23 protein-coding genes and 1 other annotated feature are annotated in these 21859 nt (G+C 41.6%); all 23 genes read right to left on the reverse strand.

The genetic code is table 11. From position 1 onward, the window contains the following. Positions 1-111: 111 nt before the first annotated feature. Positions 112-645: a transcription termination/antitermination protein NusG gene (gene nusG / locus UR08_RS09120; RefSeq protein WP_036070118.1), complete on the reverse strand. Its 534-nt coding sequence runs from the start codon at positions 643-645 to the stop codon at positions 112-114. Between the two features lie 145 nt (positions 646-790). Next, on the reverse strand, positions 791-970 hold the full coding sequence (secE, locus tag UR08_RS09125) for a preprotein translocase subunit SecE (protein ID WP_036070117.1): 180 nt from the start codon (positions 968-970) through the stop codon (positions 791-793). A gap of 21 nt (positions 971-991) precedes the next feature. Next, positions 992-1141, reverse strand: a complete 150-nt coding sequence (gene rpmG / locus UR08_RS09130; protein WP_077913506.1) for a 50S ribosomal protein L33 — start codon at positions 1139-1141, stop codon at positions 992-994. A 131-nt stretch (positions 1142-1272) separates the two neighbouring features. Continuing rightward, entirely contained in the window at positions 1273-1890 is a 618-nt protein-coding gene (locus UR08_RS09135; RefSeq protein WP_115753343.1) for an RNA polymerase factor sigma-70, read from the reverse strand. A 75-nt stretch (positions 1891-1965) separates the two neighbouring features. Then, a complete protein-coding gene (locus tag UR08_RS09140; RefSeq protein WP_115753768.1) occupies positions 1966-2478 on the reverse strand; it encodes an NYN domain-containing protein in 513 nt (170 codons plus the stop codon). Positions 2479-2481: 3 nt separating this feature from the next. Next, a complete protein-coding gene (gene rlmB, locus UR08_RS09145) occupies positions 2482-3231 on the reverse strand; it encodes a 23S rRNA (guanosine(2251)-2'-O)-methyltransferase RlmB (protein WP_115753344.1) in 750 nt (249 codons plus the stop codon). After that, entirely contained in the window at positions 3218-3634 is a 417-nt protein-coding gene (locus UR08_RS09150; RefSeq protein WP_115753345.1) for a Mini-ribonuclease 3, read from the reverse strand. Before UR08_RS09150 ends, rlmB begins: the two co-directional genes overlap by 14 nt. A gap of 3 nt (positions 3635-3637) precedes the next feature. Then, positions 3638-5053 carry a cysteine--tRNA ligase gene (gene cysS, locus UR08_RS09155; RefSeq protein ID WP_115753346.1) on the reverse strand — a complete coding sequence of 472 codons (1416 nt, stop codon included), beginning with the start codon at positions 5051-5053 and terminating at the stop codon, positions 3638-3640. Next, complete coding sequence (gene epsC / locus UR08_RS09160) at positions 5050-5676, reverse strand: serine O-acetyltransferase EpsC (RefSeq protein WP_115753347.1); 627 nt, start codon at positions 5674-5676, stop codon at positions 5050-5052. Before epsC ends, cysS begins: the two co-directional genes overlap by 4 nt. A 79-nt stretch (positions 5677-5755) precedes the next feature. Beyond that, positions 5756-5973, reverse strand: a binding site (T-box leader). 84 nt (positions 5974-6057) lie between these two features. Beyond that, on the reverse strand, positions 6058-7551 hold the full coding sequence (gene lysS / locus UR08_RS09165) for a lysine--tRNA ligase (RefSeq protein ID WP_115753348.1): 1494 nt from the start codon (positions 7549-7551) through the stop codon (positions 6058-6060). Positions 7552-7677: 126 nt separating this feature from the next. Then, complete coding sequence (gene dusB / locus UR08_RS09170; protein WP_115753349.1) at positions 7678-8673, reverse strand: tRNA dihydrouridine synthase DusB; 996 nt, start codon at positions 8671-8673, stop codon at positions 7678-7680. An 87-nt stretch (positions 8674-8760) separates the two neighbouring features. After that, positions 8761-9240, reverse strand: coding sequence for a 2-amino-4-hydroxy-6-hydroxymethyldihydropteridine diphosphokinase (folK, locus tag UR08_RS09175; protein ID WP_115753350.1), 480 nt, complete (start codon positions 9238-9240; stop codon positions 8761-8763). Beyond that, the gene (gene folB, locus UR08_RS09180) at positions 9240-9605 is read right to left on the reverse strand and encodes a dihydroneopterin aldolase (protein WP_115753769.1); all 366 of its coding nucleotides are present in this window, start codon (positions 9603-9605) and stop codon (positions 9240-9242) included. The genes folK and folB overlap by 1 nt, the downstream gene beginning before the upstream one ends. A gap of 5 nt (positions 9606-9610) precedes the next feature. Then, positions 9611-10435, reverse strand: coding sequence for a dihydropteroate synthase (folP, locus tag UR08_RS09185; protein ID WP_115753770.1), 825 nt, complete (start codon positions 10433-10435; stop codon positions 9611-9613). Positions 10436-11609: 1174 nt separating this feature from the next. Continuing rightward, a complete protein-coding gene (gene cysK, locus UR08_RS09195; RefSeq protein ID WP_115753352.1) occupies positions 11610-12536 on the reverse strand; it encodes a cysteine synthase A in 927 nt (308 codons plus the stop codon). A gap of 120 nt (positions 12537-12656) precedes the next feature. After that, positions 12657-13541, reverse strand: a complete 885-nt coding sequence (gene hslO / locus UR08_RS09200) for an Hsp33 family molecular chaperone HslO (protein ID WP_115753353.1) — start codon at positions 13539-13541, stop codon at positions 12657-12659. 15 nt (positions 13542-13556) lie between these two features. After that, a complete protein-coding gene (locus tag UR08_RS09205; protein WP_115753354.1) occupies positions 13557-14324 on the reverse strand; it encodes a type III pantothenate kinase in 768 nt (255 codons plus the stop codon). A gap of 118 nt (positions 14325-14442) precedes the next feature. Beyond that, entirely contained in the window at positions 14443-16557 is a 2115-nt protein-coding gene (gene ftsH / locus UR08_RS09210) for an ATP-dependent zinc metalloprotease FtsH (RefSeq protein ID WP_115753355.1), read from the reverse strand. 311 nt (positions 16558-16868) lie between these two features. Beyond that, the gene (hpt, locus tag UR08_RS09215; RefSeq protein WP_115753356.1) at positions 16869-18809 is read right to left on the reverse strand and encodes a hypoxanthine phosphoribosyltransferase; all 1941 of its coding nucleotides are present in this window, start codon (positions 18807-18809) and stop codon (positions 16869-16871) included. 72 nt (positions 18810-18881) lie between these two features. Continuing rightward, complete coding sequence (locus UR08_RS09220; RefSeq protein WP_115753357.1) at positions 18882-19304, reverse strand: S1 domain-containing RNA-binding protein; 423 nt, start codon at positions 19302-19304, stop codon at positions 18882-18884. A 96-nt stretch (positions 19305-19400) separates the two neighbouring features. Then, on the reverse strand, positions 19401-19787 hold the full coding sequence (locus tag UR08_RS09225; protein WP_115753358.1) for an FtsB family cell division protein: 387 nt from the start codon (positions 19785-19787) through the stop codon (positions 19401-19403). Between the two features lie 151 nt (positions 19788-19938). After that, a complete protein-coding gene (locus tag UR08_RS09230; RefSeq protein WP_277619993.1) occupies positions 19939-20220 on the reverse strand; it encodes an RNA-binding S4 domain-containing protein in 282 nt (93 codons plus the stop codon). Between the two features lie 28 nt (positions 20221-20248). Then, entirely contained in the window at positions 20249-21838 is a 1590-nt protein-coding gene (locus tag UR08_RS09235; RefSeq protein WP_115753359.1) for a polysaccharide biosynthesis protein, read from the reverse strand. Positions 21839-21859: the final 21 nt, after the last annotated feature.

The raw sequence follows: 21859 nt of genomic DNA on the forward strand, positions 1-21859 counted from the left end.
TTAGAATACCTATGTCCAAAAAAGTTAAGTAGTCCCACTCATTGTTCACAAATTCGTTGCATTTAAAAACTACATAAAAAAACAGCCCGCTTACGCGAACTGTTTTCTAAGTTAAATTTTTTCAACTTGGTCAAAGTCAACTTCAACTGGCGTTTCCCGCCCGAACATGTTAACCATAACTTTGGCTTTGCCTTTATCGAAGTCCATTTCATCCACTTTACCAGAGTAATCTGCAAATGGTCCTTCTTTAACCATAACCGTCTCGCCAATTTCGAAATCAGCTTCTGCAGCTTTGTCGACCATTCCCATACTTTTCAAGATCCGGTCAGCTTCATCTGGAAGAAGCGGTGTTGGTTTTGATCCTGATCCTGCCGAACCAACAAAACCAGTTACGCCTGGCGTATTCCGCACGACATACCAAGAATCATCCGTCATCACAATTTCAACTAGCACATAACCTGGGAAAGTTTTTCGTTTGATTGTTTTCGTTTTGCCGTTTTTAACTTCTGTTTCTTCTTCTTCAGGGACGATTACACGGAAAATTTTATCCGACATGCCCATTGATTCTACACGTTTTTCAAGATTCGCTTTCACTTTGTTTTCATAGCCAGAATAAGTGTGAACCACATACCAATTTTTTTCCATCGCATTTTTTGACAGCCTGTGCTGCCTTCCTCCTTCAAATTAATCATTTATCTTCAGACTCATTTTTCTCAAAACAAAAAACCCGCATCAATCGGGTTTTAGCTCAAGTAGTATTATATCATTCTTTTTAAAAAAATCCTAGCTTTTACATAAGAAGTTGAATCAATTGTTCAATTCCAAAATCTAAGACCATGAAGAAGACAGCAAAAAGAATAACTGTGATTACTACAGTTACTGTATATTTCACCATTTCTTGACGCGTCGGCCATGTTACTTTGCTCATTTCAGACGCTACATTTTTAAAGAATCTCGTAATTGCGGACATGCTTATAAACCTCCAATACCTCTATTTCGTTTCTCGATGTAAAGTGTGTTTATTACAGTGCCGGCAAAACTTCTTCACTTCTAATCGAACCTGCTTATTTGATCCACTGGCACTTACTGTGTAATTTCTTGAGCCACACTCGCTACATGCAAGTGAAGTTTTCTTTTTCATTGACTTCTTTCAACTCCGATACTATTTCACTACGTGGTGTTTCAAAGAAGACTATTCACCTTTATAAATATATCACTAGTTGCCCCCAAACGTCAAACCCAATTCTGTGAAGATTTTGTTACAGTTTTTGCTCAAGAAAGTTCCTGCCCCATTTTTCTTTTGATGCGCTGCAAGGCATTATCAATTGATTTTTCCTTCACATCGAAGTTCTCAGCCATTTCTTGGTAGCTTCTTCCTTCCAAATATTGCTGCAAAACCTTTTTCTCAAACGGACTCGTAACTTGTTCTAATTTTTTAACTGCATGAGCCAAATCTTCGTTTTTTATCAAGAAATCTTCTGGAGTTTCCGCTTGTTTTTCTGAAATCACATCTATTAACGTCCAGTCGACCACATCTTCATCCGACGTAAGCGGCGTATCTAACGAAACCGACTGATTAAGAGGCATGTTCTTCTTTCGCAGTGAGCGCTTCACAGCCGAAAGCAATTGCCGATTAATGCACATTTCGGCAAATGATTTAAAAGAAGCTTCCTTTTCTGGGTCAAAATCGCGAATCGCCTTAAAAAGGCCGATCATAGCTTCTTGAATCAAATCATCTCGTTCCGCTCCTTGCAAAAAATATTGCGTAGCCTTCCAGTAAACTACCGGCTGATACTTTGAAAAGAAATATTCAAGCGCATCCGCATCTCCATCCCGAGCGAGTTCAAGCAAATCCAGTTCATTACGTTCTTCATTATTTTCTTGCTTCAATGTCGGCTAAGCTCCTTTGTGAGAAGATTTTTAGATTGCCTTATTATAACGAAGCAGAACTTCTACCGTCAACGACTATTTTTCGCCTCTTCGCCAGTTTTCTAGCTGCTTAATCACTTCAGAATCCAAGTTTAGTTTCGATTTCGGCTTTTCTTCCTGGATGCTTTTGATTTTCTTATCAATATCCCGCCCCATTTCTTGAATTTCAAACAAGAGTTCGCGTGACGAAATCCGAAGTGCACCTTGCCCAAAAATGGCCCACTGCTCTGCATAATCACTCGTTGCAACCATAATTTGCGTTTTGGCATTTTTCCATTCTACCGCCTTGCGTTCAATATACTCATCCGCAGTCTCATCTTCCTTCGTAAAAATCACATCAATATTATTTTGACGAAGCTTTCTTTTAATACCCCGAACATACTGTGCATCAAACACAACAACAACTTGATAGCCCGAATAACTTTGGTACTCAGCCATAAGTTCAATTAGCATATTCCTAGCCGATTCAAGATCATAATCTTTCAAGCGACTCAAGTTAGGCCAAGCACCAATGACATTGTAGCCATCGACAAGTAGTATCCGCCTCATCATTCAATTCTCCAACGGATTCCGTTTGCGATAGACTTCGTACATCAAAAGACTTGCAGCGACTGAGGCATTAAGCGACGTTACTTTTCCTATCATCGGTAAATGAATTAAAAAATCACACTTCTCACGAACCAAGCGGCTCATCCCTTTCCCTTCACTCCCGATCACGAGCGCAAGAGCAAGCTCCGCATCCATCGTACGATAGTCGCTACTGCCAGATGCATCTGTCCCAAAAATCCACAAGCCACGTTTCTGCAACTCTTCCATCGTCTGCGAAATATTCGTCACTCTCACAACTGGGATATATTCAATTGCTCCGGTAGATGCTTTGGCAACCGTTTGCGTCAAACTAACAGAGCGCCTTTTAGGAATAATAATTCCGTGTGCACCAACCGCATCTGCAGTTCTCATAATCGAACCTAAGTTGTGTGGATCTTCAAGCTCATCCAAAATAATAAAAAATGGTTGTTCGCCTTTTTCTTCTGCCCGCTTAAACAAATCATCCAGTTCATAATAATGATAGGCCGCCACTTGCGCCGCCACACCTTGGTGAGCCCCTTCTGCAACCTTATCAATTTTCACTTTTGGAACAAAGCGTACATCAATTTTCCTTTCCTTTGCAAGACGAATCACTTGTTGCATCACACCCTTGTTCGAACCCTCTGCAACTAAAATCTGTTGAATTTCCCGTCCTGAGCGCAACGCTTCGAGAACTGGATTTCGCCCACCAATCCAATCTTCATTTTTTGCCATCCAGATTCTCCTCCTCAATCATTTGCACTGCCAAAAGCAGCCATTCCTCAAGTCGACTTTCCTCTTCACCTAAATATAAATAGCCAATCACAGCTTCGAAAGCTGTCGATAAGTTATAAGTCGCAAGATCCGTATTTTTAGGAGCCGAATGCGATTTTGCATTTCGACCACGCCGACAAATCGCTTCCTCTTCTTCCGTTAAAAAGCCTTGTTCTATAAGTCTGTTTAAAACCTTCGCTTGTCCTTTTGCGGAAACATACTTTGTCGCTGTCTTATGAAGTTGATTCGGCTTTGTTTTACCTGAAATAAGCAAATGTTCACGAATATATTTTTCATAAACTGCATCTCCCATATAGGCAAGCGTCAAGCCATTTAACTGTTTATAATCTTTTACTCGAGACATCGCTTAACCTCGTTTCCAGCGCGTCCCGTGCGCCGTATCTTCCAAAATAATATTCTTTTCCTTCAATAAATCACGAATTTCATCTGCACGCGCAAAATTTCGCTCATTTCTTGCTTGGAGCCGTTCTTCGATCAACTCATCAATTTCAGCATCTTCCAGCCCAGAAACGGCCGTCTGCTCTAGTTTAATTCCCAATACATTAGCAAAAAGTTGTAGCATACTCAAAAACTCACGGAGTACCGTTACCGAGACTTTATCACGCGCTAAATAAATATTAGAGCGCTTTGCGAGTTCATAAAAAGCCGTAATTGCATTCGCCGTATTAAAATCGTCATCCATTTCCGCTTCAAACTGCTGTTTTAATTCCGTTAATTGTTCAAGCCACTCATCTTGATGCTCTAATTCAAAATGATCTTCTTCCACCGTTTCAAGGCGATATTTCAGATTTTGGTAGGCCGTTTGCAAACGCTCTAAGCCATTTGCTGCATCACTAAGCGTGGCATCACTAAGCGAAATAGGCCGACGATAATGAACAGAAAGCATGAAAAAGCGAATTACATTTGGGTCAATCTCCTGAAGAAGATCATGTAGCGTAATAAAATTGCCAAGTGATTTCGACATTTTCTCACCATCAATATTTAAAAAGCCATTATGCATCCAGTAATTAGCAAACGTATGTCCCGTTAAAGCTTCCGACTGCGCAATTTCATCTTCATGGTGCGGAAAAATCAAATCCTGACCACCAGCATGAATATCGATCGTATCTCCAAGATATTTCTTCGCTAGCGTTGAGCACTCGATGTGCCAGCCAGGACGTCCGTTTCCAAAAGGACTTTCCCAATAAATTTCACCCGGTTTAGCTTTTTTCCAAAGCGTAAAATCCAATTGCTCTTCTTTTAATTCATTTGTCTCAACACGTGCACCATGACGTAACTCTTCAATTGGTTGATGAGAGAGCTTGCCATAATCAGCAAATTTCCGCGTCCGGTAATAAACATCCCCACCAGATTCATAAGCAAACCCTTTTTCAATCAGAGCAGAAATAAACGCGATGATTTCATCCATGTTTTCCGTAACACGTGGGTTCACAGTAGCCTTGGCAACATTTAATCGGTCAACATCATCAAAGTATGCACCAATAAACTTGTCTGCTACTTCTGGGACGGTAAGTTTCAATTCTTCCGCAGCCCGAATCAGTTTATCATCCACATCCGTGAAGTTCGAAACGAAGTTCACATTGTATCCGCGATAAGTGAGATAGCGGCGTACGGTATCAAACACAATGATTGGACGAGCATTACCAATATGAATGTAGTTATACACCGTTGGCCCACATACATACATTTTCACTTTCCCATCTTCAATTGGCTTAAAAGCTTCCTTCTCCCGCGTCAACGTGTTATAAATCTGCAAAGTCATTTATCCATCGACTCCTTTTTCTCCTCATATTGAGCTAATTTTCGTTCTAACACTTCAATTCGTTCATATAAATTTTCCAGATTGGGCTCAGCATGTCCAACAGATTTCCCATTAATTCTGACCACTTTAGCTGGGATCCCAACTACCGTCGCATATGGTGGTACATCTTTTAACACTACCGCTCCCGCGCCAATTTTCGATTCTTCACCAATTGTCACCGGACCAAGCACTTTCACGCCAGCTGAAATCATTGCACCATTTTTCACCGTTGGATGCCGCTTACCCGTATGTTTCCCCGTTCCGCCAAGCGTTACACCATGAAATAGCACTACATCCGTTCCAAGCTCCACAGTTTCCCCAATGACAACACCAGCCCCGTGATCAATAAATAAACGTCTACCAAGTTCTGCTCCCGGGTGGATTTCAATATTCGTTAAAAATCGCGCTGCTTGCGAAATGATTTTTGAAAAAAGTATCAACTTGCGCTTGTAGAAAAAATGAGCCAACCGATATGCCCAAATGGCATGAACACCAGCATTTGTGAAAAACGCATCCACATAACTTCGTGTCGCTGGGTCATTTTTCATAATCGCACGCAAATCCTCCTTAACTTTCCATACCATGTCGTTTCCTCCTAGATCCCTCTTTTGCTGACTCCTATCAAACGAACATTTATTCAAAACAAAAAGACGCCTCCATAAAAACAGAGACGCCTTGCGCGGTTCCACTCTGATTGAGCTTTTCTCAAAAAAAGCCCCACCTCATTACTAGTTCTAACGGCCTGCGCCGTCTTGCGATACTTTATTTCCCGCAAGAACTCCAGGATGCATTTCCAAAGTCGTTTCACTAAGTCCTTCCCAGCTCACCGGACTCTCTCTTTAAGTTTCCCGCTTTGTACTTCTTCCCATCTACGTTTTCGTTCATTTGAATACCTTTATTATAACAGCAAAATTTAGAAGCGCAAGCACACAAACTTTAATCCCGCAAGAGCCGCCTAAATCGTATTAGTCCCGATGTTTCATCGTTGGGAATAGCAGTACATCACGAATTGAAGGAGCGTTCGTTAAAAGCATAATCAAGCGATCCATTCCGATTCCAAGTCCACCAGTTGGTGGTAGCCCTTGTTCTAGAGCAGTCAGGAAGTCTTCATCCATTTCATGTGCCTCATCGTTTCCTTGTTCCCGCTCAACGATTTGAGCTTCAAAACGTTTTCTTTGATCGATCGGATCATTCAATTCCGAGAATGCATTCGCATGTTCGCGACCTACAATAAAGAGTTCAAATCGATCCGTAAATCTGCCATCTTCTTTATTTTGTTTAGCAAGTGGTGAAATTTCGATCGGATGCCCGTAAACAAAAGTTGGCTGAATCAATTTTTCTTCAACAAACGTTTCAAAGAACTCATTTAAAATGTGTCCATAAGTCATATGTTCCGTAATTTCCACACGATGTTCTTTCGCAAGCGCACGCGCTTTTTCCGTTGTAACGTTCCAAAAGTCAATGCCCGTATATTCCTTAACGGCATCAACCATGTGAACTCTTCTCCATTTTGGCGCCAGATTCACTTCATATTCCCCATAAGTAATCGTCGTTCCCCCAGTTACTTTTTCAGCCACATAAGAAACAAGACCTTCCACTAAGTTCATGATGTCCTCAAAGTCTTCATATGCCGCATAAGACTCAAGCATCGTAAATTCAGGGTTGTGACGTGTTGAAATCCCTTCATTCCGAAATACCCGTCCGATTTCATACACTTTATCCATGCCGCCCACAATCAAACGTTTCAAGTGAAGTTCAAGTGCGATACGCAAATACAAATCCATATCAAGTGCATTATGATGCGTAATAAACGGTTTAGCTGCTGCACCACCTGCAACAGTGTGAAGTACTGGTGTTTCCACTTCTAAGTAGCCATGGTCATCCATGTAGTCACGCGTATATTTTAAAATTTGGCTACGCATCACAAAACGTTTTTGGCTTTCCTCGTTAGTAATTAAATCCAAATAACGTTGTCTATAACGTTGTTCTACATCTTTCAAGCCATGATATTTATCCGGTAGCGGACGAAGCGCTTTTGTAAGCATCATAAAGTCCGTTGCTTTTACTGAAAGCTCGCCCGTATTTGTTCGAAATACCGTCCCCTTGATTCCAATGATATCTCCTAAATCGGCTTGTTTAAAAATTGCATATTCCTCTTCACCAATATTATCCTTACGAATATAAATTTGAATTTGATGGAAGCGATCTTGGATGTGCGTAAAGCCGACCTTTCCTTTGACACGTTTGGTCATGATTCGTCCCGCAACGGATACTTCAATGTCTGCTTCTTCCAATTCTTCCTTCGATTTATCTTTATATTTTTCTTCCAGTTCTTCCGGACTTGCCGTACGGTCAAATTTTCCGCCGAAAGGATCGACGCCTTCAGCACGCAGTGTATCCACTTTTTCACGGCGAACAATCAGCTGGTCGTTTAATTCTTCGTGATTTTCGTGACTCATGTCATGACACTCCTATTCTTTTCAATATCTACAGATGCTTCCATTATACGCTTAAACCCCCTCTTTTTTCTAGCCTAAAACGAAAAAAAGTTGTCTAAATTTAAATTCAGACAACTTTTCCATGTATTAAGACTGCTTAGATAACGTTTTTTGCTCATATTGCGCAACGAAATCACGCAGAATTTTTTCCATTTCTTCTTTTTCACTCGCTTGATTAACCGCGACTTTTGCACGTGTACTTCCACGAGCGCCTTTCAAATAGTAAGCCGCATGTTGTCTAAATTCTCGAACCGCGATATTTTCACCTTTTAAAGCTACGAGACGGTCAAGATGAAGCAAAGCCGTTTCGATTTTTTCACGTGGTTCCGGCTCAGGAAGAAGCTCGCCTGTTTCCAGATATTTCACCGTTCGGTAAATCATCCACGGATTACCAAGTGCCGCGCGTCCGATCATAACACCATCAACACCTGTTTCTTCAAGCATCCGCTTCGCATCTTCAGGCGTTTTCACATCACCATTTCCGATAAACGGAATCTTAACAGCCTGCTTCACATCACGAAGAATATCCCAGTTCGCTTTTCCTTCATACATTTGCACACGCGTTCTACCATGCATCGCAACAGCAGATGCCCCTGCACTTTCCGCAGCTAGTGCGTTTTCAACTGCAAAGACATGTTCGTCATCCCAGCCGATTCGCATTTTAACCGTCACAGGTTTATCCACGGCTTCCACAACGGCTTTGACCATATCATGCACTTTATTCGGATCAAGCAACCACTTCGCCCCAGCTTCACACTTAATAATTTTATTCACTGGGCAACCCATGTTGATGTCTATAATATCTGCTGTCGTATTCTCAGCAACGAATTTCGCTGCTTCAACAAGCGTTTCTTTTTCGCCGCCAAAAATTTGCAAACTAAGCGGCTTTTCACGCTCATCTATATAAAGCATATCAATTGTTTTCTTGTTGCGGTAAGCAATCCCTTTGTCGCTGATCATTTCACAGCAAACAAGGCCTGCACCAAATTCTTTTACCGTAAGCCTAAACGCAGAGTTTGAAATGCCGGCCATCGGTGCAACAACCACGCGATTCTTAATCTCCACATCACCAATTTGAAACATTTAAAAACCCCTTCCTTTTTCCAAAAAGTTCCTTATTCATGCGCTAGTGATATGTTAACACAGATTCAAAGATTCGCAAGCCATTTTTTACAGTTTTACTTGAAAATCTGTTTTTAAAACCGTTTGCCCAGCAATCAAATCTTCGCACCAATAGTCAATAGCCACAGATTCAGCAATTTCTCGCAAAGGAATCATGACAAAAGCACGCTCTTTCATATAAGGATGTGGGATTTTAAGCTTTTCTGTATCCATCACAACATCTTCATACAACAAAACATCAATATCAATCAAACGCGGTCCCCACTTGAACAAACGAACACGTCCAAGTTCAAGCTCAATTGCAAGACAACGCTCAAGCAATTCATCTGGTGAAAGACTTGTCGCAACTTCAACCGCAATATTAAAAAAGATATCTTGATCTTCATAACCAACCGGATCCGTCTGATAAACACTTGAAACCTTTATAACAGAAATTCCGCTTGACGCCGCTAGCATTTGCACAGCATCCGTCAAATTTTGCAAGCGATCCCCCATATTTGTTCCAAGCGAAAGATAAGCTGTCTTCATCACAAAGCACGCTCCCGTTCAATTTCCACTGCAACCGAATGATAATGGCCAGGAATCGGCGGGTTCGGCTTCACCACTTTGACAGTTACCCGCGAAAGAAGTGGATAACCTGTCAAAACCTCCGACGCAATAGTCTCCGCGACTGCTTCGATCAACTTAAACCGCTTCCCTTCCACAACCGCCTTCACCGTCTCATACACATCCGCGTAGCTCACCGTATCTTCCACACTATCCGTTTCCCCTGCCTTCTTCGTTGACAGATGCAAAACAAGTGAAATTTGAAATGTTTGTCCCAGCTTGTTTTCCTCCGGCAAAACACCATGATACCCATAAAAACTCAGTTCATTCATATAAATTTTATCCAATGTTTTCATCCCTTCTCCTCATCCAAAACCACTTTCCCAGTGATCGCATCCGTCATTTTAACCATCCGAGCAACCGGTAACACATCATGCACACGCACAATCGAGCAACCTTTCGTAACTCCATAAACCACCGTAGCTCCCGTACCTTCCACACGCTCGTCTGATGGAAGATCCAGCACCCATCCGATCGTCCCTTTCCTGCTTGTTCCAAGAAGCACTTCGTAACCCAAATCCACGAGCTCATCCACACGACGCAAAACTTCGAGATTTTGATTTTTAGTTTTCACAAAACCAAAACCAGGATCAAGAATAATAAGCTCATCCGGAACACCTGCATCCTTACAAATCTGAATACTTTCCAGCAAGTCTTCCTTCACATTTTCCATAAAGTTTGTATACGCTTGGTCCTTACGATTATGCATCAAGCAAATTGGAATTTGATATTTGGCTGCCACATCTGCCATCCGCGGATCAAACTTCGCGCCCCACTGATCGTTCAAAAAGTCAGCACCAGCAAGAACCGCTTCTTCAGCCACTTCACTTCGCCAAGTATCCACGGAGATCCAAATATCCGGAAGCGCTGCTCGAACTGCTCGAACTGCAGGCAAAAGACGCTTTCTCTCATCGTCCACAGAAACGGGTCCATGACCTGGCCGTGTTGAAATAGCACCAATATCAATAATTTCTGCGCCATCAGCCGCCATTTGAATGGCATGTTCCACAGCTTTTTCAAGCTCTATGTATTTTCCTCCATCAGAAAACGAATCTGGAGTCATGTTTAAAATTCCCATCACCATACTTGGGTGATCTTTGGTCCACATTTTTTTCATTCCGCTCACCTCATCGTTATTATAGCAAAAACTAAGCAACTTTACGCTAGTTTTTACAAAAAAAGAAAGCGTTTTACTGAGCAATCCTTCCCAAGCCATTTATAGCAAATCTGATACACCTATTCCTCATTTTCACTCTCAAATTCCAGACACAAAAAAACCGATGCGGAAAAGAGAGTAAACCGCATCGATCAAAAAGGGAGTTTTGGGATTTTCATTCTTTTGGGAGAAAGAAAATGAAAAAGTTTTGCTTGTTGTTAGCTTATACATATATTCTAACCAGCTTAGAATAAAACTAGCTGGGAATTTTATGATAATTTGCTAAGAAATAAAAAAACTTTCCTTCATTTTTGTACAAAAAAACCGATGTGGAAAAAGGGAGGAAAAACCACATCGGTCAAAAAGGGAGTTTTGGGATTTCATTTCTTGGGAGAAAGAAAACGAAAAAGTTTTGCTTGTTTGTTAGCTTATAAATACATTTTAACCACCTAAGAAAAAAGTCTGCTTGGAGTTCTATGAAAGTTTACTAAGAATCAAAAAAACTTTTTTTCATTTTGAACAGAAAAAAGTCGATGTGGAAAAAGGAAGGAAAACCACATCAACCAAAAGAGAAGTTTGGATAGTCATTCTTCTTAAAAGGAGAATGAAAAAGTTTTGTTTGTTGTTAACTTACAAATACATCTTAACCTGCTTAGAATAAAATGAACTTGGAATTCTATAATAAACCGCTAAGAAAATAAAAGAATTCTCTTAGATTTTTGGGCATATAAAAACCGATGTGGAAAAAGGGAGTAAACCACATCGGTCAAAAAGGGAGTTTTGGGATTTTCATTCAAAAAAGGGAAAGAATGAAAAAGTTGTTTGTTGTTAGCTTATACATATATTCTATCGTTCGAAGAATAAAATTTGCTTTGTGTTTCATGAAAATTCACTAAGAAAAAGAAAAATATTTCCTCATTCAACCTTTCAACCTTTTGCACATAAAAAACCAATGTGGAAAAAGGGAGTAAACCACATTGGTCAAAAGGGAGTTTTGGGATTTTCATTCAAAAAAGGGAAAGAATGAAAATTGCTTGTTGTTAGCTTATACATACATCTTACCTAACAAAAAAGTGTTCTTGCTGTGGAAATCATTAAAATTCACTAAGAAAATTATTTACTTTCTCTTATTTAGTCATTCAAAGTTATAAAGGGGTGTACTTAAATAGCGTTCGCCATTACTTGCGACAATAGCTAGAACTTTTTTCCCTTCGCCAAGTCCCTTCGCCAAATCAAGCGCCGCTTTAATCGTGGCTCCTGAGGAAATTCCCGCAAGAATCCCTTCTTGTTTAGCTACTTCGCGAGCTGTTTCAATCGCATCTTCACTTGAAACTTTTAGTATCTCGTCATATACTTTCGTGTCTAGCGTATCTGGAACAAAACCTGCACCGATTCCTTGAATTTTGTGCGGAGAAGGTTCGCCACCACTTAAAACGGGAGATTCTTCCGGTTCAAGCGCATAAATTTTCACATCAGGATAGTTTTCCTTAAGCACATGACCCACGCCAGTAACCGTTCCACCAGTTCCAACGCCTGCGATAAAGGCATCCAGTCCGTCTTTACCAAACGCTTCCACAATTTCAGGTCCCGTCGTTTCTTCATGAACTTTAGGATTAGCTGGATTATGGAATTGTTGTGGAATAAAGTAACCATTTTCTTGCGCTAATTCATCAGCTTTGGCAATCGCACCTTTCATCCCTTCAGCTCCAGGTGTTAACACAAGCTCAGCACCATAAGCTTGAAGCAATTTGCGACGTTCTAAACTCATCGTGTCTGGCATCACAAAAATCGCCTTATAGCCTTTTGCAGCCGCAACCATCGCTAGGCCAATCCCAGTATTCCCACTTGTCGGTTCAATGATCGTATCGCCGGGCTTAATCACACCTTCTTTTTCTGCTTCTTCAAGCATTGCATTGGCAATCCGGTCTTTCACGCTACCACCAGGATTTTGGAATTCTAGTTTGACATAAACATCAGCGCTGCCCGCCTCAGGCAAGCGATTTAGTTTCACAATTGGTGTTTGTCCAATTAATTCCGTAATCGAATTTACAATTTTTTTCATTTACCTCGCTCCTCACATTCGTTTCTATTCTTACTTTATCTAATTCCGAGTATTTTTGTCAAATTTAAAGTTTTCCTACAAAAAAGCTGTCCAGATAATCTGAACAACTTTTCAAATTCATTATTTAGCTTCTTGATAAATTTCTTCAAGATCACTTTCCGAAAATTCATAGTGACGTCTGCAGAAATGGCATTCCGTATCTGCACCATGATCTTCTGCGATCATCGCGCGAATTTCATCTTTACCAAGCGACTGAATTGCTGTTTTAAAGCGATCTTTCGAGCAGTTACACTCAAATTTCACTGGCAATTTTTCAAGAATCTGCGCGTTTTCCTTCCCACCTGCTAGATGTGCGATGATATCTTCCGGAGTTTCGCCACTATCAATCATACGGGAAACAGTTGGACAACTTGCCAAATTCCGTTCAATTTCTTCAATAATTGCTTCATCAGCACCTGGAAGCAGCTGCACCAAAAACCCACCAGCTGCGCGAATACTCGTATCCGGGTTCACAAGCACGCCAACCCCAACCGAAGAATTCACTTGCTCCGAATTTGCTAGATAATAAGTGAAATCCTCACCGATTTCACCAGAAACGATCGGAACTTGCCCAGTAAAGTTTTCACCAAAACCAAGGTCTTTCACAACAGAAAGCATCCCTTCAGTTCCAACACCGCGCCTAACATCAAGCTTGCCATCACTATTCAATTCCTCAAAGTTAACATGCGGGTTCATCACATAACCGCGAATCGTTCCTTCCGTGTCACCATCCGCAATAATCGTCCCAATCGGGCCATTTCCTTCTACTTTCGTCGTGATCTTTTGGTTTTCCTTTTGCATCGCACCCAAAAATAAAGTCGAAGTCATCGTCCGACCAAGCGCAGCTGAAGCCACCGGCCAAGTATCGTGTCGCTCTTGTGCTTCACGAATCGTTTCCGTTGTCACTGCCGCATAAATTCGAACATATCCATTATAAGCCAAAGCTTTTACTAAATAATCACTCATATATTTCTTATCTCCTTAAGATTTATTTCGCTGATAAAGCAAGTTCAACCCTTTTAGTGTAAGGAAGGGATCTACTACATCAACTAGTTCAGACTTCTCGGTAATGAACCGCGCAAGCCCTCCAGTTGCAACTACCGTTGGCTTCGAATCCGTTTCACGCATCATTTCTCGAATGATGCCCTCACACTGCCCGATGAAGCCATAAAAAATCCCAGCTTCCATCGCGCTGACCGTTGACTTACCAATCACATGTTCCGGTTCCGTGATGTCGACCCGTGGCAACTTTGCCGTTTTCGTATAAAGCGCCTCCGTCGAAATCATAATCCCCGGTGCAATCACTCCGCCACGATACATGCCTTTGTCATCAATATAGCAAAAAGTGGTTGCCGTTCCAAAATCCACAACAATCGCCGGCTTCCCGTATTCATGAATCGCTGCAACAGCATTCACGATTCGGTCTGCTCCCACTTCGCGCGGATTATCCACTTTCAAATTGAGTCCCGTCTTGATTCCCGGTCCAACAACAAGCGGTTCAATCTCGAAATAGCGGCGACACATTGTCGTGATTGCATGCATGACGGGCGGCACAACCGAACAAATGGTGATGGCGTGCACATCAGCCGGTTTAAGCCTGGCTTGCTGAAAGAAGCCTAAAACTAGCATCCCAAGCTCATCTGCCGTTCTCGCCTTATCCGTCGCCATCCGAAATGTCTGCACCAGCTTGTCTTCCCGGTAAATGCCAAGCGTACAATTTGTGTTTCCAACATCAATCACTAAAATCATGAATCGTCCTACTTTCTCTAGAGATCTCTCGTATCATATCATTAAGCGAATCCAACTGTCGATTAATCTGTTTGGTTTAAAAAGGACTAAGCCGATTTCTCGACCTAGCCCTTCACATTTATTCGTTATCTTTCTTGCTATCTTTGCTATCATCCACAGTTGGAGTTTGATCAGCATCCGAATTCGTTTCTTCCTGAATTTCCTTATCCTCTGCTTCGAATTTTTCAGTTGCTTCTTCGCGGTCAACTTTGTCTTCCGCGCTCGCATCCTCTTTCTCTTCCACAAACGATTTCGCATCTTCAGTTTCAGTTTTTTCTTCCTTCTCAGAAGGATACTCATCTTGAGCTTCCTTATCAAGATCTGGAGGCATAACCCCATCATCGAACAAGGAACGAATTTGACGCGCATCAAGTGTTTCAACTTCAAGCAATGTTTCCGCAATCAGTTTATGTTGCGCTTGATGTTCTAGAATAATATTTTTAGCACGGTCATAGCAGTAACGAATAATGCTTTGAACTTCCGTGTCAATCTCATAAGCAATTTTATCTGAGAAATCTTGTCCGTTTCCAAAATCGCGTCCCATAAAGACTTGTCCGTTTCCAGAAGTGAACTGAAGCGGGCCAATCTTATCACTCATACCCCATTCAGTAACCATCCGACGAGCAATCTCAGTTGCCCGTTCAAAGTCATTACTTGCACCAGTCGTTACTTCGCCAAATGTAATCTCTTCGGCAACACGACCACCAAGTAACCCAGTAATCCGATCAAGCAATTCTGGTTTGCTCATCAAGAAGCGATCTTCTTTTGGAAGCATAACAGCATAACCGCCAGCCTGTCCACGTGGGACAATCGTAACCTTATGAACCGTTTCCGCTTCATCTAGCACCATCCCAACGATTGTATGCCCACTTTCGTGATAAGCCACAACGCGTCGTTCTTTTGGTGAGATCACGCGGTTTTTCTTCGCTGGTCCGGCAATTACCCGGTCAGTTGCTTCATCAATGTCACTCATATCAACTTGCTTCTTATCTGCCCGAGCAGCCACAAGCGCGGCTTCGTTCAGTAAGTTTTCAAGATCGGCACCCGAGAACCCTGGAGTTCGCTGTGCGATAGCTTTCAAATCAACACTTTTCGCAAGTGGTTTGTTTCTTGCGTGAACACGAAGTACCGCTTCACGTCCTTTAACATCTGGGCGATCAACCATAATTTGACGGTCAAAACGTCCTGGACGAAGAAGAGCTGGGTCAAGAACATCTGCACGGTTTGTTGCCGCGATAATGATAATTCCTTCGTTTCCACCAAAACCATCCATTTCAACAAGAAGTTGGTTTAAGGTTTGTTCACGTTCATCGTGACCGCCGCCCATACCAGCTCCACGCTGACGACCAACTGCATCAATTTCATCGATGAAAATGATACATGGCGCGTTTTTCTTCGCATTTTCAAATAAATCACGGACACGGCTTGCACCGACACCGACAAACATTTCAACAAAATCAGAACCACTGATCGAGAAGAATGGTACGCCAGCTTCGCCTGCAACAGCACGAGCTAAGAGCGTTTTACCAGTTCCTGGAGGTCCAACAAGAAGCACCCCTTTTGGAATACGTGCTCCAAGATCAGAAAACTTACGTGGATCTTTCAAAAATTCAACTACTTCAACAAGTTCTTGTTTTTCTTCATCTGCACCCGCTACATCTGTAAAACGGACTTTCTTCTTATCATCATTGTAAAGTTTCGCTTTGCTTTTCCCAAAGCTCATCACTTTACCACCGCCACCGCCTTGCGATTGGCTCATTAAGAAGAAGAACAGAATGATGATAATCAAGAATGGAATAATGGAAGAGAAGAATGTTACCCAGCCACTATTTTGCTTAGCTGGAACTACTTCCATTTTAGTTTTATTGTCATCCGCAGCCGTTTGAACTTCTTTTAACAGTGAATCACTGTTGATGGCATACGTTGTAAAAGCTGTATCACTTTTATTTTGTCCTAAACCTGAAGATTTTTCTTTTGAACTATCAGAAGACTTAAAATCTCCCTCAATAGTATAAACGCTTCGATCGGGTTGAATCGTAAATGATTTGACATCCCCATCTTGTAGCTTCGTCATAAATTCGTTATAGCTGATATCTTTCGCAGCCTCTTTATTGGTATTAAAGGAAGCAACAATCCCGATAATCACGAGAAAAATTATGACATAAAATATCGCATTTCTAAAAAATCTGTTCATTCCTTACCTCCTCCCACGCAAGAGCCTGGACTAATCGTTTCAAAAGTTTTTCAAAGGAGCGGTCCACTAGTACCTTTCCCTAGATTTTTCCGAAAAACACATCCGAGTTTGTAACCTCTTACGAAGATTCATGAATTAATATTTTTTAAACTTACAAATAAGTATGTTAACTGAAAAACTATGACTAATCATAGCACAACGAATTCGCCTTGCCTACTATTTTGCACGGTTTTGTAGGCAATTTCTTTCACGTTAAAATCAACCTTCTTTTCTACATTTTACCGAAAAAAGAATAGAAAGTGAAATAGAAATCATTCTGCGTAAATTTCTGGTTTTAAAACTCCAATATAAGGAAGATTACGGTATTTTTCCGCAAAATCTAAACCATAGCCAACAACAAATTCATTGGGAACAACAAAACCGACGTAATCAGCATGAATATCAACATTTCGTCCTTCTGGTTTATCAAGCAATGTCACAAGTTTAACTGACTTCGCTTTACGATATTTAAGCATCTCTACTAGATAGCTAAGTGTTCTGCCACTATCCACAATATCTTCTACAACCAGAACATCTCTTCCTTCAACAGAAGTATTCAAATCCTTGATGATTTTCACTTCTCCAGAAGAAACCATCCCATTTCCATAGCTAGAAACATCCATAAAATCCATTTCTAGATATGTATCTATTCGTTTCAGTAAATCTGTCATAAAAGGAGTTGCTCCCTTTAAAATGCCGATCACAAGCGGATTTCGTCCTTCATATTCCGTTGTTAGCTCCACACCAAGTTCACGAATTTTCTCTTGAATTTTCTCTTCACTGATCAGCACTTTCTGAATATCGTCATGCATACTCATTTTTCCTCCTAAATTTTTGCGGTATCTAATAATATACTGTTTTTTTTCGCGACTCGGTTTTGTATCTTGATTTGATTTCTTGATGCCGGGAATCCATAAAATTCGTCCCGTAAAATCTGTCACAATCGGAATGCTATCCCGCAAATGACGGGGAACTTTTTCCGTAATCAAAATTTCTTTTATCTTTTTGGTGCCGCCGCTTCCCTTTAGCTTCATTTTATCGCCAGGAAGGCGTGTTCGAATGATGAGCGGAAGCGTCACTTCCTCTGCATCTACAATGATGCCATCTAATCCAGATGTTTCCACACCTGCGCTTTTTTGACGCATCTTGAGTTCCGAACCATCGCGCAAAACAATTCGGTCTCCGATTTCCATCTGATGATAAAACTCTTGATTTTTCTGTCCCACGGGAAAGAGTCCCTCAATCCGCTCATAAACTCGACGGATTTCTCTTCCGTTCGGCAAGTTTAATTTTGCAGAAGGATTATCCCTTTCGACAAGCTTTAAAATTTCTTCGACATGTCTTGCAGAAATCTCCTTCATTTCACCGTTTTTATACAGATAATTTAATAGTAAATGAATTAAGCGGCGTTGTAAAGGAAAGGCCGCACTTTTTATCCCGGAAATTTGAAGTTCAACTCCACTTGATTTCACTTCGCCAAATTCCGCAAACTTTTGCTGAGCAAGTTCATCCAAAAAATCCATATCTTCCTGCAATTCAACCGAAAAACGCGCAAAATGTTCTGATACACGTGGATTTTCTCTTTTTAAGAAAGGAACAAGTTCACGTCGGTAACGATTCCTCGTATAAAGCGGACTGTCATTGGTTTCGTCCACAAAATAGTGTAGCCCCGCCGCCTGTGCGTAAGTCAAAATCGTTTCTTTCGTCTCTTCTAGAAACGGACGAATGAGCTTCCCTGAACTAAACGGACGAATCGCTCTCATACCTGCATACCCGCTCCCGAAGCTCCCACGAACAAGCCTCATCAAAATCGTTTCCACTTGATCGTCTGCGTGATGTGCAAGAACTAATTTATCAAAGCCTTGTTCCGCAACCACCGTTTCAAAAAACGCATAGCGCGCATAGCGCGCTGCTTCTTCAAAACTCATCTTCATCTCCACTTGAAGTTTCTTGATATCAACTCGCTTACTATAAAATGGCACATTGCGTTCCCTCGCAAACTGTTCTAGATATTCTTTTTCATCAACACTTTCCACTCGAAGCGCGTGATCAAGGTGCGCAATACTCACGTTCCCATTATAGCGCTCAAGCAAAAAGTGCAACAACGCGAAAGAATCCGGTCCTCCGGAAACTGCCACAAGCAATTTCTCATCTGGCCGGATTAAATCATGCTTTAGAATAAAGTTTTCGACACGCCTTGAAAATTCATCCATTCTAAAAACCTTTCTTCCAAAATAAGGATGGGTAAAATGCCCATCCTTACCGTTTCGTTTATGAATATACGCTTAGCCTCGTCTTGCTCCACGGCCACCACGTTTTGATTCCGTTTGGCGCTTGATAGTCGACAATCTTTCGTCACTATCTTTCAAGAATTTAGCCATTATGTCTTCAAAATCTTCAGGCTGTTTGGACTGAGCAGCTGGTTTTTTGTTATACTTCGGTTTCCGATCATAGTTACGTTCTGGACGTGGACGATCAACTGCCTTGCGGATTGAAAGACCAATCTTACCGTCATCTCCGACGTTCATAACTTTTACCGTTACTTCATCCCCAACCGATAAAATGTCATTAATATCTTTTACATAATTATCTGCGACTTCACTAATATGAACTAAACCGGTTTTTCCACCTTCCAGCTCAACAAACGCTCCAAAATTGGTAATCCCTGTAACTTTCCCTTGTACTTTGTTGCCTACTTCGATCGACATAAAAAAAAGCTTCCTCCTTAAATTTTCACTCTATACAGCCTAATTATAACGATTTAAAAAAACGTGTCAAACACCTGACTTGGATCGAACAGGCGCTTACTCAGATTTTTCCTTTTTCTTTTCAGTCGGAGTATTAAAGATGATTTCCCCTTCTTTCGATAAATAATACTCACTGCGAGCAAGTTTTGCGATGTAATCATCATCATGCAGCTTGCTAATTTCACCTTTCAACTGTTTTTCCTCCAGCTTAGCGTCTGCAAGTTTTTTCTCCACTTTCACTTTTTCAGCTTTTTTGTCCTGTAAAAGCATTGTTTGCTTCGTATAAAGCACGAAGAGAGCAGAAAAAACAACGGCAATGGCAGCAAGAAGTACAGCTAGTCTTCTGGCTAGGGCAACACGGCGTCTATTTCTAGCTTTATTAAGCGTTTCTTTATCTTTAATATAACGATTTTGCATACGCGTAACCGTCTTCTTCTCGTTCATGCCCTACACCTCCATAAGCCTTCAGCTGAAACCTAATCAGATTGAAAGGATTCTTATAAAGATAATATCAATAAATTCACAATTTGTCCATCGTCATCTAATCAAATTCAACACCTTTTTTTGATTTTTTTCACAAGAAAAAACGGCCACATTAGCGACCGCTTTCTCCATTTTCTTGATCATTTCGTACTTCGCTTACAATTTTATACATTTCTGTTGCAGCTTCTTTACGCGCATTTTCCTCTAAGCGCTCTACAACAGCCGTCACCGTCTTAGGTCCAAAACGAATGACAAGTTCATCGCCAGGCTTTACATTGGTTCCTGGTTTTGCGACAGTTCCATTGATCATGATCCGACCTTTTTCTGCCACTTCCTTCGCGACAGTTCGCCGTTTAATCAGTCTTGAAACCTTCAAAAATTTATCCAAGCGCATAACTTGAGCCATCTTCATTCCACCTTTATTATTTTTTAATCACTCTGCGACTCAGTCCATAAAGTTTCGATCCAAATGGCAGATAGACAAAATCTTGAGCTTCTAACAATCGATATCGTAATGTAAACAATAGAAAAACTAGTCCGCCTAAAAGGCTTCCCCCAATCGCCTGAACCGCGCTACCTAAACGGGATCCAAATGGGATGAAAAGCTCCCAGCAAACTGGGATGACACACATGAATAGCAGTGCCAATCCAAGTTTTAGCAAAACATGCGGCGCTATGAAGCCGACCCGTAGATTTTGCTTTAAAGCATAGCCGCAAATAAGCAAAATTGCAAGAAGTCCGATTGATGTGGAAATTGCGGCACCCAGTGTTGACCATTCGGGAACAAGCCATGAGTTGAAAAGGATCTTGATCGCAAGCCCCACGACAACGGCAACAGCGGGAACTGCAATCTTGCCAAAGCCTTGAAGGATACTGCTCGTCATAATGATAAGCGAGCTGAGTAGCACAGCCGGGATGAACATTTGCAAGACGAAAGTCCCGTCGCTTGTTTCAAACAGCATCTGGTTGAGCGGCCGCATAATGATGATCAAACCGACTGTTTCGGCACCCGAGAGAATCAAAGTGAGTTTTACGGCAAGCTTCACAGAGCGTTCCAATTGCCTCCGCTCATTTTTCACTCGAGCCGCGGTAATCATCGGAACAAGCGCAAGCGCTAAGCCAGATGAGAGGACAAGCCCAAGTTGCAGGATTGGCTGGCCCCGATCGTAAATCCCTTTAAGCGATTTTGCAGTGAGTTCCGGGATGCCGCTTTCTGCCATCAAGCGGTAAACTTGGAAGGAATCTGCAAGCTGGAACAAAATGAGCATCGCGCTAACGGTACAAATGGCAAGGCTTTGTCGTAAGAATTCTCGGCCGATCCCCTTCTTTTCTGTTTTGTTCGGGAAAGCTCCCCAAATTTTGAGTCCGCCCTCTAATAGTCGTTTCTTGTAAAAATAGCGCAATAAAAATACGGCAGCAAGTCCGCCAAATACGGCTCCGCTCATCGCAAAACTGGCGGTTTCTGACAGGCTTTTACCAAAGCGAAGCGCAAGCCACGAGCCAAGTAAAATGATCGACACGCGAATGATTTGTTCGACGGTCTGTGAAACGGCTGTCGGGCGCATGTCTTCTTGTCCTTGAAAATAACCTCGTAAAAAGGCAAGTTGTGGGGTAAGCAAGAAAACTAGGCTGATGACTCGAATTGGGCTAGAAAGTTCGCCGTCTCCCATTAAACTCGCAAATAAACCAGCTCCAAGGAAAAGGATCCCAAATAAGCTATAGCAGAGCACTTTAAGTGTTCGATATATGGATTGCAAGATAATTCGCTGCTTACGAAGGTCGTGTTCTGCTTCGGCCATCATTTTCGATACCACAACTGGGAACCCACCTAAAGCAAGCGTCATCGCTATTCCATAAATTGGATAGACTTGTTGAAAAATATAAAAACCAACGTCTCCAACTAAATTTTGAAAGGGCACGCGGTAAATGGCACTTAAAATTTTAGAAACAAGCGAGGCGAGCGTTAACAGTAAAGCGCCATGCATTAAATTTTTAATTGAGCGTTCTGCCATGATTCGCCGCCTTTCTCGCTT

The organism is Listeria kieliensis, assembly GCF_003369925.1.
Classification (GTDB): domain Bacteria; phylum Bacillota; class Bacilli; order Lactobacillales; family Listeriaceae; genus Listeria; species Listeria kieliensis_A.